Here is a 19482-nt window from a genome sequence, read left to right on the forward strand (position 1 = left end):
GGCACCGCCGTATGAACAATCACCGTATGACTATGTTACATTTATCATGGATGACCAGCCACCATCAACCCAGATTTATAAACCGCAAAGTGACAGCTATTATAATACGGTTAATCTTGCTACTCTATCAGGAACATCTTCAGACACAAACTCGCTTGGCAAAGTAAATAAAGTTGAAATCCAGATTGAAAAACCCGGTCCGTCTTACTGGAACAACAATGGTATTGGTTGGACTGGTGCTTTTTGGAGTACTGCTGCTATTATTACAGCTGAAAGTAATTCTTCTGAATGGCAGATAGTTGTCCCTACACAAACCATCTGGGAAAGCAACGTTAATTATACTATCAGGAGTCGCGCAACTGATAAAGCGGGAATTTCCCAGGTAGCAAATATATTTACTAATTTTACGATAGACGATTCAACACCTTCCGTAAAAATTGTAGGTCCCGTAAGTGCCTCGCAATTAAGTTCTCTTACGACAGTTTCCGGTACTGCTAATGATTATGCTATTACACAGTTGAAAGAAGTCCGGATTGCAATAAGAAATGATGGGCTTGGCGGATGGTGGGATGGTGGTGGTTATTCTGCATCAAATTCATCGTTTGTTGTCACGGGACTTTCAGCGGGTGTTACACCGGCGACCTGGACATATATCTCTGCTACATTTTCTGATAATAACCAATACACGATATTAGCCAAATCAGTTGATAAAGCAAATAATGAAACTCAGGTTTCTCCATATGTTGAAAATATAACCTCTGTAACATTTATTGTGGATGCAGCACCGCCGTTGTCGACCATATCTGTACCGCAGAGTGAGCAGCCATATAAACCTTCAAGTCTTACAACTTTGAGCGGTTCACAAAATGAGCCTGCTGGTAAAACATTTAGTTCCGGTATCTCAGGAGTACAATTATTACTTGTTCGTCTTGCATCGCCGACTTCGCAATATTGGGATGGCGGCGGCTGGGTAACATATTATTCTTCTAATGCCCCGACATACTTTATTAATGTGAACACCGGAACATTTACATCAAGTCACTGGGATTATACTTTTGTTGCCGGTAACTGGGGAGCGACGGAAAATTATTATAATTTAACCACAAGGGGTATTGATAAAGCGGCGAATTATGAAACTAATCTTTCAACAATTACATTTGTTGTTGACCCCGTAGAACCCGTATCAAGAGTTGTCTATCCTGCTAATAAATCGTATGTAAATACTCTTTCACTTGGTACAATTTCCGGTACTGCTAATGGCGGACTTTCCGGTATATCTAAAGTATGGGTTGCATTTAAGAAACTCCCGAATAGTGGTGATTATAACTGGACAGGTTCTTCCTGGACAGCAGGTCCGGACCCATACTGGTATGATACATCTAATGCTACTGTGTGGACAACAACCAGCCCCACATCGGTTCCGACGCTTACCTCTGGTACTACATATAGCGTTCACGTAATGGCAACTGACGGTGCTGGTAATAACCAGACAGTTGTTTCTTCAGGAACATTCATGTGTGATACAGGTGAGCCTGAAATAGTCATCGCAACACCGACACCTAACACAAGTGCATATTCAAAGTCACTTCAAACCATTTCCGGTACTGCGTCTGACGGTTTAACGGGCATAACCAAAGTAGAACTGGAAATACAAATGCAGGGCGGGAATTACTTTGACGGTGCTGGATTTAATTCCGCAGTTTCGTCTTATGTGGTTTGTGTTTCATCAGATGCTCCTACAAAATGGTATTACAGTAAAGATATGAATGCTTACTGGGTGCCTGATAAGAAATATACAATTACGGCAAGGGCGAGTGACGGTGCGAACAACACAAAAACATACGTAGTCAGCAACTTCTACTACGACACGACAATCGCATCGTCTGTGGTAACCACGCCGTCGCTGCAATATTATAACAACTCGCTTTCCCAACTTGCAGGAACTGCACAGGATAATCTTTCAAATCCTTCCGGTGTCCCTTCAACCGGTGTGAAAGTTCGTGTCCAGAGAACCGATGGTAAATACTGGAAAGGAGGTACAACACCTGAAGAATGGGCTGAATCAACAGGTTCACCCGATACAGATTCTACAATTTGGAGACAAGCTACATATTCATCGCCGCCCTCATGGACAATTCCTATAGATACAAATAATTGGCAAACAGGGACAACTTATTACGTGTGGTCAAGAGCAGAGGACAAGGCGGGTAACATTGAAACTCCGCTTAATGCTCCCGGTACATTTTTATATGACTTGCAGGTTCCTACATCGGTGGTTTCAGTGCCGGTAGACGGTGGTGCATACGGGAACGGCGTTTTATCCTCGCCGCTTACTTCTATATCGGGAACAGCTATGGACACGTTGCAAGTCCAGACCCAATCAGGAGTAAGTCAGGTTAGAGTTGCAATTAAAAGAGTAAATTTATCTCCGAACTGGTGGAACATTACAAAATTAGGTACTGCTAATGAATGGCAGGCAAGTATATACTGGTCAACAACTACTGCACTTACTTCAGGCACTACTATCTGGGCGGTAACAAGACCACAGGCAATTAGTGATGGTGAAGAATACCATTTATGGGTAAAAGCAGATGACAAAGCGAATAATTCGCAGAACATTACAGAAACCGACCCGTATATAAAATTTTATTGGGATGTAACTAATCCAAACTCATATATAACTACACCGTCAAGTGGTACTGCTTATCGATATATATCACAGTTAGCAACAATTACAGGTTCTCAAAATGATACAGGTGGTTCCGGTATAAGTGAACCGCCTCAGATGAAACTTAGAAGATTTCCCGACGACCCTTCAGGTAATAATTATTGGCAGGGTTTGACCTGGGGATCTGATAATATTTGGTTCTCAGCTGACGATACATTATGGAAGAAGGATTTAACTGCTAAATTAGATGTAATTTGGAAAAATGACACTGCTACTAAGGGATGTGAGTACAGTTATCAGTTATGGACTAAGTCAAGAGATAATGCATTTAATGAAGAGGGCAACGGTAATGGCAATCAGGGTGTATTCTTCAGGACTGACTTCTCATCACCGACGACTACAGTTACAGCACCGGGTAAAGCATATTATAATAACCTGTCCATACTTTCCGGCGGTTCATCTGACCCAAATACCAACTCGTCCGGTGTGAAAGGCGTGGATATTTCAATTTATGACGGTACACAATGTTGGAATGGAACAAATTGGGTAATAGGTTCTGATATATATATTAAAGCATCCACGCCGACTACCACTACCTGGCAATATGAAATCAACACATCAACATGGACCGAAAGCGTAACATATTATATAAAGACCAGGGCGTATGACCTTGCATCAAACACACAGACAGTTATAACACAGTCCATATTCCAGTGTGACAGGACATCTCCTACAATAACTATTCAAACGCCGGAAGATTCAAGTGATACTCAGGCTTTAGCTACGATGTCAGGTCAGGCAGGAGATACGCTTGGCAAAGTTGATAACGTTAAAATTGTTGTTGCCTGGATGCAAACTGGTGAGTTCGACAATACACCTGAGGAATACTGGTCATTGGGAGCCGATGGTCAGCCCGGCGGCGATGATGATACCTGGACTAGTATTTTTGATAATTCTTGTATATTGAGCGGTTCAACTGCAACATTACCGACTTGGAAATTTACCGACCAACCTTCATGGAAAACGGGTGTAAATTGGTATAGGGTTGCGGTAAAAGCAGAAGATATAGCAGGTAACTATAAATGGTCATCTGAAGCTGCAGGCATCATTGACTGGGTTAATGCAAGGAAATTTAAAATCTCACCTACGGCATCTTTGGTAACTATAACAACTCATCAGAATAGCAGATATTATAAGACTCTTACCTCCGTCACAGGTACTAATAATGCTGACCCGGACACAACAAAGGTATGGTTACAAATAATAAGGTTAAGTGATAACTGGAATTGGAACAGTTCTCAGACAGCACCTTATTGGGTGAGCGGTTCTTCATATGCTAGTAATGTACCAAGCGGTACCGGTTGGGGTATTACCGTGCCTAATGCGATGTTTGTTTCAGGTTCTTCATATACAATTAAGGCATATGGTGAAAATGCATCATATCTATTTATACCCCCAGCACAAATGGGTGTTCCTGGTTCCAATTTTACGATTTACTACGATTCAAACACACCGCTTTCTACGATTAATTACCCCAATTCCAGCAAGACGAATTTTAGTTCTATAATTTATTCTTCCGGTACAACTGTTGATAAACCGGTAGGACTTAACTCCGGTATTGAAAAAGTAGAGGCACAATTATACTGGACGCTTGACGGGTATACCAGTTACTGGTCATTTACTCAGAGCCAGTGGCAGTCAGAATCAACCCATACCGTTGTAGATTCTTATAATACAAACACTTCAACCTGGTCCCTGACTCTGAATAATTCTGCCTGGACTGACGGGCATACATATAAACTTAGGGTAAGAGGTTATGACAAAACATATATAGCTTCAGCCCTGACCCCGAACATTGAAGGAAATAACGACTGGGCAAACATAACCGGTTTTAATTTTACTATTGATAAATCAAGCCCGTCCGCTTCAATAGATATTCCAATCAGCACTAAAGCATATTCCGGTCTTATTACGATATCCGGTTCTCAAACTGACCCGCTGCCTGGTGTAGGACTTTCCAGGTCCGGAATTAGTAAAGTTAAATTCCTGCTACAAAGAGGCGATGGACAGTATTATAAAGAACAGGCAGGTTGGCAGGGTGATGCTTACTGGAATATGCAGGCGACTGTTTATACTGATACATGGTCATATACAGGATTCGCAGTTGAAGACAATAATAGATATTCCCTATCCGTAAAAGCGCTTGATAACTCCGGTAATGAACAGGAAAGTTTTGTTGTAGGAACGTCTTCAAATTCCTTTATTATAGATACTTCATCACCGACATCAACTGTTACACTTCCTGCTGAAGGTATAAAATACAATAGATTACCTACGCTTTCCGGTACTTTTACAGACCCTAATGCAATAAATGCCGGAGTTAATTCTGTCAAGATACGGATAGTTCGTTTATACGATAATCAATACAGGACACCCGGCGGCGGCTGGGCGCCAAGTGCACCTTACCCATATGATATCGCGGTAGATACATGGACAGCCGCTGGTTATTGGAGGTACCCGGTTGGGACCAGTTTTGCTGATACTGATTGGGGTGTAAATGATTCATCTTATACAATATATTCACAGGCGTATGATGCTTCAATTCCGTCTAATATGCAGGTCGTTGTTACAACAAGGACATTCTATATTGACAGGTCTTCGCCGACAGCTGTTATTGTGAGACCTGCCCAACCGGATTTATCATATGTAAAGGCACTTTCAACAATTTCAGGTACGGCAAACGGTGATTTGTCAGGACTTAAAGCAATCCGGATTTCTATATATTGCGAAGCAGGAACTGAAATCGGAAATTACTGGCAGAGTGGCGGTAGTAGCTGGTTAGCATATGATTCTACCGCGTCCTGGAATACGGTAACCACTGCAAATAATTGGACGTATGCGGCGGTTCCAAACTGGGAAAGCGGTGCAAAATATGCACTTCAGGTAATGACAACTGATTATGCCGGTAACGTCCAGACAGTAATTGCTACAACCACATTCTTATTCGATAATACTGTTCCGACAGTCGGGATTACAATACCCTCTGATGACGGGAATTATGGACCGAAGAATCAACTGCCGACTTTAACAGGTTCTTGTGCAGATACTGCAGGAGCCGGTGGTACTGCTTCCGGTCTGACTAAAGTTACCTTAATTTTAAGGGACACTACATACCCGACCACATATTATAATTGGACATCATTTAATTGGGAAAATGCACCTGCTTTAACGGCAATCTATTATAAAGATATTGTACCTTCCAGTGGATGGGATATTACCCAGGATTTTGGCTGGACGACAGGTAAGAAATATGAACTTAAAGCCTGGTCAACAGATAATGCCGGTAATGTTTCTTCTACTTCAACTGTTACATTTGATTACGATGACCAGTCACCTGTTTCCGTAGTTCAGGTGCCTAACAAATCGCATCATAACAATTCGCTTACTCAACTTTCAGGAACTGCTTCGGATGCCGGTGGTTCCGGTTTTACAAATATGAAAGTCATGATAAAGTATCCGGCACAGGGAAGTCATGCTTCGGACGAATGGTGGAATGGTAAAAATTGGACCACTACCCCGCAATGGAAGAATGCAACCAGTGTTGCACCCTGGACATACAACGGTGTTTCTGTTTCCTCTTATACCGACAATAATTATTACATTGTATATTCATCAGGTATTGATGATTCACTGAATTACCAGACAACTGTTTCTTCCGCTGTGTTTTACTATGATATAACTAATTCAACAACAATTCTGACTATGCCTAACAGGTATCAGGGTGCAACAAGAGAATATCAGCCATTTGCAACAATTTCAGGAACATCTTATGATGAAAACTCAAATGCATCCGGTGTAAAAGAAACAAAAATTTCAGCATATCGTTCAGGTGCCGATTACTGGAATGGAGTTGATTGGACAGGTCCTCGTACATGGTATTCAGCAACACCGCTTACTTCCGGAAATACAATCTGGTATTATGCCGTACCTTGGGGTTGGAACACACTTCAATATGATGTATATGCCCAGGTCACTGATAATGCAGGAAATGTTTCACCTTATATATCAACATCAACATTCATAATTGATACTTCATCTCCAATGTCAACGGTAACAAAACCGGCTAATTCAACAGCAATAAGAGTAGGCTCATCAGACCTTGTCACTATTTCAGGAACATCACAGGATAATAATACTGTTACTGCGGTAAAAGTTTATATACGTAAAAATTCAGGGCAATACAAGTGGTGGGATACTGTCGGTTTTGATGACACCAGCAGCGAATATCCATTAAGTGCTGATAGTGTTACTCCCTGGCAATATACTCACATTACAGGAGCGTATTTTACTTCAGGAGCTTCTTATTATGTATATTCATCTGCGTGGGATAATGCAACAAATAGAGAAGATACACCCGGTTTACAACCCTCAACATTTATATTTGATACAACCAAGCCGACGTCAACCGTAACAAATGCCGGGTCAGTAACCGGCTACACAAATGACCTGGCAACTATCTCCGGTACCAGCAATGATGTAGTGCCCTTAGGTATCTCCGGAGCGCAGACATCCGGCGGGATAAACAAGATAGAGGTAAAGATAAGCAGCAACACCGGCAGCGGCTGGTCAATGCTGACGGATTGGACAGAAGTAACCAATAAAGGCGTAATAGCCGGCACCCAAATCTCATCATATACATATACGTCGTTAGCCGCCCATCAAATCTCCGGCAAGAAATACTTAATCAAGACGCGAGCCACAGATAATTCGTTAGATGTCGATGGCAATGCCGGTAATTTAGAAGACGGTGATGCAAAGACCGGTTATATAATAATCTATGATACAAATCCGCCAGTAAGCAGTATGACAACGCCCGAGTCGACAAATGCCAATTACGGACAGAGCCGTCCATTAACAACGATAACCTTAAGTGCAAGTGATGTTCCTACAGCAGGTGGCAGTGTATACAACAGTGGAGTGAGCAACGTGTATGTGCGTATCTCCTCCGGAGTAGTAGGTTCTCAATATTGGAATAAGAGTAGTTTAAGTTGGATAGGTGGCAGTTCCAGTGACTGGTTAGATACTACATTAGTAGGCAGCGATTATATATTAAGCGGTTCGTCAGTGCCCGCCTGGGGCAATATGGGCAATTACCGTGTAGAGAGCAAAGCGTTGGATAGAGCCGGCAATTACGAGGTAAGTTACACCACCCGCACATTTAAATATGACAATACCCCGCCGACGACAGCAATCAGTATCCCGTATGCGGAATTTCATCGTATGATGGTAGTCTCATCCGGAACTGCGAGTGATAGTTTTTCCGGCATGGACAAGGTAGAGGTTCGTATCTCGAGTGAAGGTGCGAATTACTGGCAGGTATCAGGTGGTGTAGGCAGTTGGACAACGGAGACCTCGAACACGTGGTTAGATGCGACGTTAGTAGGCAGTAACTGGACCGTGTATGCCTCGAGCATGCCGAGTTGGGATGAAGGACCAGGTTACCTGATAGAGAGCCGCGGACGAGATAAATCACAAAACGTACAGTCACCTGTAACGAGTAAGACTTTCATAATAGATGCGAGCACGCCGACAGTATCGATAACAACCCCTGCGGTAGGCGTAACGACGATGTCAGTCTTGACGTTAATTTCCGGCACGGCGAACGACACGCCGTCAACAGGTCACATAAAGGATGTAAAGATAAGGATTTACAGATTACAAGATCATCAATACTGGGGTGGCGGTGCATTTAATTTAGGCGATGAATACGCGGATACGAGCGCATGGTTTATCCCGAGTTCGACGCATACCGACGGTATCCAATGGAGCCAACCATTTAATACAGTAGACTGGAACGACGGACTATTATACCGTATAGAGGCGAAAGTAGATGACCGGGCCGGCAATTACCGTACCGATTATTCGACTCGTGAATTTAGAATAGACTATTCACCACCTACAAGCAAGGTAAATCTGCCAGCGACAACAACATCGATATCACAATTTGTGAAGATAACCGGTACAGCGAGTGACACCGGCGGCTTAAAGAGCGTGAGCGTAACAGCACAGAGGTTAGATACAAAACAATATTGGGAGTCGACCGTCCAGCACTGGAACCAGAGTACGACGTATTGGATACAGGTGACACAGGTAGGCAGTGTATGGAACAACTGGGAATTCACGCAGATAACGCAAAATGATTTATCAAGCGGAGTAAGTTACTGGATAACGACAATCTCAACAGATGTATCTAACCCGCCGTTAGTAGAAACTCCGTCGCCAAGCCGTGGCTCATACTTTGTGTATGACAACACCGCACCCATAAGTAACATGTTATCGCCTGCGTCAATCTCAACTGCTACGGTGAAGTCGTATTCCTCAATAACAATAGCGAGCGGTAGTTGCAGTGACTTCCAGCCGTTTGTAGGAGCAGCGTATTCTAACATAATTTCGTCAGTGGAGATCTCAATCCAGAATTTAACCTTAGGCACGAGCTGGTGGGACGGTAACAACTGGGTCTCGCAGTCAGGCGTGTATTGGTCATCATCAACAAATTTTGCCGTAGGCAACACGAGCTGGACCTACACTTCATTAAGCAACGCATTCAAGAGCGGCAGCCAGTATAGACTGAAGACCCGTGCATATGATGGAGCGATACCAAATAACATAGAGGTAGCGATAAGCACATATACTGTAATATACGATACGAACGTACCGTCTTCAGTCTTAAATCTTCCGTCTTCAGTCAACCCGAATTATGGACCTTCGCGCGAGTTATCGTCGATATCCGGCACCAGCGATGACGACTCATCTTCGCCAAATAAGGCAGGCGTAAATAAAGTGCAAATTCGTATATCCACCGGCACAGCGACGAAGATGTACTGGCAATCAAATAACCGCAGCTGGGTAGCATCAGCGAATACGTGGCTTGAAACAGATGATACCGCAACCGCGCCGTTCGTGTTTAGTTCAACCCCGGTGTGGGAGAACGGCAAGCTGTATACAGTGGAGAGCAAAGCGATAGATAACGTAGTTCCCGTAGGTAACGTGCAAGTCTCGTATTCAACAGTAACATTTAAATATGACAGTACGCCTCCTGTATCAAGTATATTAAATCCGACCAGCTACTGGATAAACGCGCAGTTAGCGACAATCTCCGGCAGTGCGAGCGACGAATATTCTCAGTTGGAGAATGTAAGCGTGCGAGTCTCATCATGGACGGATAGCTGGGAGAACGTAGTAATGGATTGGTCGGTAGGTTTAGGTTCTGCGCCGTGGAGTTTAGCGAAGCCGACGTTAATAGATGGCGTGAAGTATAAGGTGGAAACAAAAGCGAAAGACCGCAGCCAGAACGTTGAGACCACACCGCAGTCATATATCTTTATGTATGACGTAAGCGTGCCTACGATAGTGGTAACAGCTCCGTCAACGAGCAAGGTTAATTCGGTAGCTAATTTACCGTCGATTTCCGGCATGGCATTAGACTACCCGATAAGTCCTTCAACGGGCACGTTATTAAAGGTGCAGCTGAGAGTATCACGAGTTGCAGGCGGAAAATACTGGGATGGTAGCGGCTATACGATAGATTATGCGACCGCCGCGTGGTATGATGCAATAAATGAATCCGGCGACTGGAAAGTATGGAAGAGCACAAAACCGACATTAAGTAATACAGAATCATATATGATAGAAGCGATAGCATATGACAAAGCCGGTAATGCGCCGTTATATGTATCAACCAGGACAATCCAGGTAGACACAAATGCACCGACATCATATGTAAATGTGCCTGCTAATTTAACAGCGCGCAGAGCACTAGCCAGTGGCGGAAAGATAACCGGTACAGCAGTAGATGGCGCCGGCGAGACTACGGTAGTATCAGTGCGTCTGTATTTAGAGCGGTTAAGCGGTAATGCGTCATGGTATGCCAATAGCAGTGACGGTTTTTCACAAGGCAGCCCGTCTTACAATCTATTATCTGCGCCTGTTGCCGATGCGTGGGAGTATGCAGTAAGTGAGAGTAAATTAGTCAGCGGGACCTCATATTTTTGTTACACGCAAGCAGCCGATGAAGCGACGAACTTAGAGCCGTTGTATGGCTACCAGCCGTCAACGTTTACATGGGATACAACAAAACCGACTTCAACAGTAACAAATGACGGAGCAGCAGCCGGCTATGTAAGTAACCTGGCAACTATCTCCGGTACTAGCGAGGATGTAGTCCCGTCAGGCATTTCCGGAGCGCGCACATCCGGCGGAATAAGCAAGATAGAGGTAAAGATAAGCAGCAATACCGGCAGCGGCTGGTCAATGCTGACGGACTGGACAGAAGTAACCAATAAAGGCGTAATAGCCGGCACCCAAATCTCATCATATACATATACGTCATTAGCTGCGCATCAGATATCCGGCAAGAAATACTTAATCAAGACGCGAGCCACAGATAATTCGTTAGACGTCGACGGCAATGCCGGTAACTTAGAAGACGGCGATGTAAAGACCGGTTATGTAATAATCTATGATACGAACCCGCCAGTAAGCAGTATGACAACGCCCGAGTCGACAAATGCCAATTACGGACAGAACCGTCCATTAACAACGATAACCTTAAGTGCAAGTGATGTTCCTACAGCAGGTGGCAGTGTATACAACAGCGGCGTAAGCAACGTGTATGTGCGAATCTCATCCGGTACAGGAGCAGGATTAATTTATTGGAATAAGAGTAGTTTAAGTTGGATAGGTGGCAGTTCCAGTGACTGGTTAGATACTACATTAGTAGGCAGCGATTATATATTAAGCGGTTCATCAGTGCCCGCCTGGGGCAATATGGGCAATTACCGTGTAGAGAGCAAAGCGTTGGATAGAGCCGGCAATTACGAGGTAAGTTACACGACCCGCACATTTAAATATGACAATACACCGCCGACGACAGCAATCAGTATCCCATATGCGGAATTCCACCGTATGATGGTAGTCTCCTCCGGAACTGCGAGTGACAGTTTTTCCGGCATGGACAAGGTAGAAGTCCGTATCTCGAGTGAAGGTGCGAATTACTGGCAGGTATCAGGTGGTGTAGGCAGTTGGACAACGGAGACCTCGAACACGTGGTTAGATGCGACGTTAGTAGGCAGTAACTGGACCGTGTATGCCTCGAGCATGCCGAGTTGGGATGAAGGACCAGGTTACCTGATAGAGAGCCGCGGACGAGATAAATCACAAAACGTACAGTCACCTGTAACAAGCAAGACTTTCATAATAGATTCATCTTCACCTACAGCGGCGAATACAACACCTGTTGTTGGTTATTCAACAATGTCTTATTTGTCTGTTATTTCCGGTACCGCTTCAGATGTTCCATATTCCGGGCAACTTAATAAAGTAGAAATAAGAATACACAGGAACGGAATCGGTGGTTTCTCAGAGAGATATTGGAAAAATGCTAACCCGCAAGGTTGGTCATATACTAATGACTACGCCGATACGAGCGCATGGTTTATCCCGAGTTCTACGAGCAGCGACGGCACACAATGGAGCTATCCTATTGATGACTCACAATGGGCTGAAACTGAAGAATACAGAATAGAGGCGAGGGCATTTGATAGGGCAGGAAATATGCAGACAAACTATTCTACCTCAACATTTAAAATTGATAAATCAAGTGCGATATCTCAGGTTAACGTACCTGCAAATAATTCTGCAATTAAATCTTATTCGGCATTATTTGGAACAGTTTCAGATGCATCAAAAATTGCAAAAACATACGTTTCCATAAGGTCTCTTTCCGGGCTGATGTATTATTGGAATGGTGATACTGCATTTGATTCCGCACAGATTGTATGGTCACAGGCAACACTTTCTCCTGCCACGACAGCGTGGGGTTATGCTGATTTAACTCAGCCAAGACTTACAAATGGATGTTCCTATTATGCAATGGTTTACTCTTCCGGTACTGAAAACCCGGTACTGATAGAGTCGCCGTCAGCTGCAGGAGCCTCGCTATTTATATTTGATTCAAGTGAACCGGTCACGGCAATCCAAATACCTGTTAGAACATATAACAACGCATCACTTGTAAGTATTTCCGGAACTGCCGTTGATATTCCTCCGTTTGCGGGTGCAAGAGTATCAACGCCTTTAGCGAATATTAGTATGTATATTGTCCGGCATGCTTCGAATTCAACAACAACAGAAAAGTATTTTGATGAAACTAGTTTTGTTGAAAACGACGGCTCACCTTACTGGATAACAACTATATCAACTGCTAATCAGCCGTCATGGTCGTACTATGATCAGGATTTAATCTGGATACAAAATTCATCATACACAATAAAAGTAAAAGCTACCGATAGAGCAGGAAATGTTCAGGGCACTCAGGTCGCATACGCAAGCAAGACATTCTGGTATGATAATTTTAAACCGACATCAACTGTTGTATTGCCGACAATAGGAAATCTGCCGTATAATACACTTACAACACTGTCCGGTACTTGTGAAGATGCTGTTGCCGGGATTACAACACTTTCTACTGTAACTGTTTTAATACAGGACCTGACGTTTGCTTCAACCTATTATAATAGTAGTACTGGCTGGTTTGCCGGAAGCAGTTATTGGAATTATGCTTCCACTAATCCTGCCGGCAGTAGCTGGAATCTAACCGTTCCGGATTCTATATGGACGGATGCTCATCAATATAGCATTAGGAGTAAAGCAACAGACCTTGCAACTAATGAAGAAGTCCCGTCAGCAGGCAACACTTTCGTCTATGATATAACTGCACCGACTTCAGTTGTTGTTGTTCCTGCCAGGAATACCGGTTATAAGACACTTTCATCACTTTCAGGAACTGCATCTGATGCGTTTGGTCTGTCAGTAGTAAAACTTTCAATAAAACAAAATGAAACAGACGGGCGTTGGTATGATCCAACGGGAGTCGCTTCATTTACAGCAACGACAGAGTACTGGTTTAGTGCAAAAACATCCGGTAACTGGACAACATGGTATTCTACAAGAGCGTCTGCAAATTCATGGAATGATATATTAGAAAGCGGTAAATGGTATATTTTAAGGTCTTCAGCAACAGATGTTGCAACTAATTGGCAGACTGTTTCATCATCCAATGTATTTACATTTGATAATACCCCGCCGGCAACGCTGGTTTATGCTCCCGTTCAGTCATCGACTATTTCCGTGCTTTCAACAATTTCAGGAACTTCTTATGATAGTGCCTCAGGTCCTTCCGGTGTCCGTATTTCAATTAAAGAGATTGGTGGTACCGGAAAGTACTGGACCGGTTCTAACTGGTTAGGTGAAAACGAATCCGATAACTGGCTTGTTGTCTCAACCGGGGTTTCTGTAGCCAATACACTGGTATGGACATATCCCGGATTTATGGGCGGAACTACACCTGACTGGTCAGATATTAATTATGATATCCATGCATATAGTTTTGATAGTGCCGATAATACGGAATTATTCACTTCTACAAGGACATTTTATTTTGACAAGACACCGCCTACGACTAAAGTTACAAAACCAGCTACAGAAGCAAACTCGTATTTCCAGAGTTTACCTACCATTTCCGGGACCGCTGTTGATAATAAATCCGGGATTTCAACAGCCAACGGGGTAAAAGTTGCTGTTTTGAAATCCACATCCGGTGCATATGGTTACTGGTATCAGGGAACTGATTTTGTATCACCGTCTCAGGTATGGATTGTTGCAACGGGAACATATCCATGGACGAGAGCAATAGATGATACTAAATATGAAGATACCCAGTTCTATGTAATTTATTCGTCAGCTGTTGATTTATCATCACCTGCAAATTTACAGACTGTAATTTCTTCACGCACATTTACGATTGACCATTCATCGCCGACCTCTTCGGTTTTGGCACCTGCGGATGATTCAAAAATAAATTCGCTTACCTGGATTTCCGGGGATGCATCAGACCTTAACGGTGCAGGCGGAAGCGGTATAAAAGCGAATGCAACAAAAGTGATGCTCACATATCTGGAGGGCTCAACAACTTACTACTGGACCGGTGATCCGGGTAATCAGTGGACAACCACTGAATCGACTGCTTCAACTACAGGTACTGGTACCTGGCAGATAGCAGCACCTGTTTTCACAAATCTTTCGCAGAAACGTTTCTATGTAAAATCAGTGTCCGAGGATATTGTCGGCTTAAGACAGGAAACAAATAATACAAAGTCGTTCGTATATGATGTTACTGCACCGACTTCAGCAATTGTGATGCCGGTAGATAGCCAGAGTTATGGACCTTCGAAAATACTTGCTACTATTTCCGGTACATCTAACGACCCGTATGTAGTAACGGTTGTTTCGGTTTCTATCCAATTATCCAATCAGGGAGGGTTACCGCTTCCTTCAACATATTGGATGTTTTCAGGTTCGCAATGGGGCGAGACACAAGAATGGAAAGTTTGTCAACAGTCAGTCGGCGGAAGTTGGGCAACATGGTATATAAATACGCCGCTTGCTGCGCCTAATTATATCTGGGCGAATAATAACGTTTATAGAGTCTATGTCCGGGCAAAAGATACTGCCGGCAACGAAAGTAGCGGTAACGCATTTTATAATCAGTTTAAATATGACACTGCTGAACCGAATTCAAATATTTCTATACCGAACAAACCTTATAATGGAGTAAATTTGACAACTCTTTCAGGCGCTGCTACAGATACGGGTAGTTCAGGTCTTAGTAAGACACAGGTTCGTATCACCTGGCCTATTCAGGGTGCACATTTAGGTGCAGAATATTGGGATACTACACTTGGATGGACAACAACTGTAAATACGTGGAACGATACAACTACGCCTGCTGCAAGCTGGAAATATACCCAGATTTCAACTTCAAATTATACTGAAAACAATTATTATGTAATTGAAAGTAGGGCGATTGACGGTTCTGACAATACCCAGACATCTGCTGCATCATATAGTTTTACATTTGATGTTACTCCGCCGGATTCGACACTTGTAATGCCGGATTCAGTAAATTATGCCTGGCCGCCGACAAAGAAATACAATGCAATGCCGACAATTTCCGGGGTAGTTTCAGATACATATGATTTAAAGACATCCACGCCTGTTGAGTTGATTATAAATGAGAAAAACGGGAGAGGTTACTGGGACAACACAGCAGGTCAATATCTTGGTTCAACCGTTAAGTGGAATGTTTTGACAACTACCGCCCCGTTTAAACTTACAATAAAAACAGATGGTCCTGACGGTGTGCCTTGGGTAAACGGCGAGGACTACCAGATTGTATCAAGAGCTTACGATATGGCTGAGAATGCAGAAATATCTTATTCCACAGCTACATTTAAATATGATAACAATCCGCCAAGCACACTGGTTATTACACCTTCAACCGGAAATGTTAATATATATAGTTCCATGCCGACAATTTCCGGTACCGCTTCAAGTGACGCGTTCAGTGTTAAGGTTATTATTCAAAGAGCGACGGATAAAAAATTCTTTAATAAGTTAGGTGACGGTTCATGGGAAAATTATTATGTTGAAAATTTACATTCTAACCTGACACCTGCTTCTCCGAGTTTATGGGATATGTCGAAGTCACCTGCAATGGTTACTCCCGGTTCTGAATTTTATGCCTGGACAACAAACACATCTTATTATGTCTGGGCATATACAGTTGATGATGCCGGTAATCCGGGACCGGTGCTTTCAACAGCTACTTTCAGGTTTGACAATACTCCTCCGTCATCATTAGTTGTTCAGCCGTCAGCCTGGCCTGCGTATTATAAACAGGACTCAATTGCTACCATATCCGGTACTGCCTCTGATGAATCAAGCACGATAGTTTCACCTGTTAAGATTGAAATTCTGGAAAACGATATTGCCGGTAACACTACATATTACTTCTCCGGCGGCGCAGGCGGATTTAATTCAACAGCAGAAGTTCCGTTAAATGCCGCTTTTGTCGGTGCTTCATCAGGAACATGGAGTTACTTCAGTGCATTCTTCGGTTCTAAACTATCTTCCGGCAGGTATTATAATGTTCGTTCCTGGGCGACTGATTCAACAGGCAACCAGCAATCAACTCAGACAGTAACATGGAATAGATTTTTATACGATGTCAAGCCGCCGTCGTCAACTATTAAAAACCCGTATCAACTGACTCATAATGCGAACCAATTGTTGACGATATCAGGTACTGCTACTGATAATGTTGATTCAGGAAAACCATATTCGGATATCAGTGATAATACAAAGATTTACGTGTCAATGTGTAAGACGACAGGTGACCCGTTGTACACTCCGACATCTTACTGGTATAGTTGGGTTTCCTCGGGAACATGGCAATTAGGTGAAAACTGGTTCAATCCTGGTGGTTATGATGGTACGTTATGGTGGTATTCAATGCCGGGCGGAGAAAGTGACTGGCAATCCGGTGTTTACTATAAAATAAATACAAAAGCGACAGATAAGGCAAACAATGCATCTGCTGCCGGAATTGATTTGTTATTCAGGGTTACTAAAGGCGCAGCATATCTTAAGTTATCGCAGATAAGCAATACTGTAGCGGGACAATCATCAGGAATAAAAATAGAAGTCTTTGATGCTGATGGCGGGGCTGCGTTAGGTTATGACCAGACAGTTGAATTTTATACTCCTGATGGTCCTGAGACCAGCGATGATGGTCTCCCTGGTCCATTTGCATTTACTGATGCTGATAATGCCGTTAAAGTATTTACCAGTTCTGTTACATTAAGAAAAGCAGCAAACAATACTCCTCAAAATCCCGGAACAAGAACGGTATATGCAAAAGCCAGTGCTGATCAAACAGTTAACAGCGGTCCTATCCCGGCAATTCCTTCAAAGACACCGTCGCAAACCGGAATACTTGTTTCTCCTCTTTCATGGTCCAAATTAAGAGTTCTTGTTCCTAGCCAAGGTAGGGATGGCGGGAATATGTCAGGCAATGGCAGAAATGGGAACGTTGAAACCCGGACTGCCGGTATTGGATTTAGTATAACAGTTGACGCAGTTGATGATTATTGGAACCTTGTTGATACAGGGACGCCTGTAAATGTTGATATTAATAATGAATATGCAACTGATGGTGAAGGACTCTACAATATAACAAGTGGTTCAGTTGTTGTATCCGGTCTAAAGTTAAGGCAAGCTATTTCTACAACTATTACTATTTCAACTTATAACAAAACTGATACATCAACAGCGATGTCTGTAACAGCTAATACCGCTCAAAAATTACAGCTTTTAGTCCCGGGTGAAACCGTAGAACCTGGTTCTAATTTAGGTAAGTCAGGTACTCTGGTACCTCAGACTGCGGGTGTTCAGTTTGATGTTACTGTAAATGCTTGCGATTTATACTGGAACAAAAATGCTTCTGCAAATCCGGTTTCGACAGTTACCACACCGACTGATATATACGATGTAGCACCGTCTACCCGTTCTTTGGTGAGTGGGACAACGACATTTACACTTACTCTTGTTACTGCTGCAACTCAATACATTTCTGCACTTGCAGGAGGACTTACAGCGAACACGACTTATGTCTATGTGAAACCTAATGTTGCTACACGGTTGCAGTTATTGGTGCCGGGTGAAACACTGGTACCGGGCAGACCACCTTGGATAGGCGGTGGTGGAAAACAGATGGTCAAAACAGATTTAAATGCCGGTGTAACATATTATTGTACCGTAAATGTTGTTGATGATTGGTATAACATCCAGACAGATACCGGAATGCCTCAGGTTAAGTTGCTAACGGTTAACGATTCTTATGATACAGAGCCAAGCTATTCACTAATTGCTTCTACAAGAGAGTTCCCCATAAACTTTACAACTTCCGGTAATCAGACAATACAGATGCAGATACAAAACGGGCCGGCATTTGATGCAACTGCTTCTTCAACCGTTATTGTGATACCCGGTGTAGTTGACCGCCTGCGACTTATTTTACCCGGTGAAACTGCGACAACCAATCCAAATGAAACTGACGGTAAGGCAGGGACTCCTGATTACGGTGGAGATAACGGGGACGGAATTCAATCATTTATGGCCGGTGTTGCTATAACAGTTACAATAAACGCCTGCGATGTCAGGTGGAATACCTCTGCTTCTGGACAGCAAGTTAAAGTTTCTGTTGATGCAGCTGACCAGCCGTACGCTCCGGTGTATTCCAATCAGACCCCAAATCTTGACGGCGGCGGTGTTGCAATGGTAAATATCACTTTGAAAAAGGCAACAGCCACGACATTCTATGTTGAGGACAACGATGTTACTGAACCGTTGATGTCTTCACAGACAGTAAGAAATGTGCCGGTTACTGCAAATTCGACCGCCGCACAGCTAAAACTTCAACTCTTGGTTCCGGGTGAGACTGCTGTCGCCGGTAAGGATACTTCACCTAACGGTAAGACAAATGGTCCGTCACAAAGGACTGCCGGTACTGCATTTACAGTAACAGTTAATCTTGTTGATGCCAACTGGAATAAGTATAACGACGGACTTACCGTCGGATGTACTGTACAAATTAATAAACCCACTAAACTTGAAAGCGACCCGTATGGAATATACCCGTCTTCAGCAGCACTGGTAAATGGTATTAAAACATTTTCTGTTACTTTAATCAGAGCCGCTACATCTCAGATTGTTGCCGAGGATGTTGATGGTGTAGGCCAGCTTTACACGCAGGATGTATCACCTGAGATTACAACTATTGCAGGCAACCCGACACAACTCCAGATACTTGTTCCGAACGAATACTCGGTACAGGGTTCCGGCAAAAACAGCAGCGA

1 protein-coding gene (only partly in view) is annotated in these 19482 nt (G+C 43.3%); it reads left to right on the top strand.

Every position in this 19482-nt window falls within one protein-coding gene, locus PHE88_06195, for an Ig-like domain-containing protein, read on the top strand. The gene is 54729 nt long; 13427 of those nucleotides lie to the left of the window and 21820 to its right, leaving coding positions 13428–32909 in view, spanning codon 4476 (partial) through codon 10970 (partial); the first complete codon in view begins at nt 2. The start codon and the stop codon both lie outside this window.

The organism is Elusimicrobiota bacterium (assembly GCA_028718185.1).
In the GTDB taxonomy this organism is placed as follows: domain Bacteria; phylum Elusimicrobiota; class UBA8919; order UBA8919; family UBA8919; genus JAQUMH01.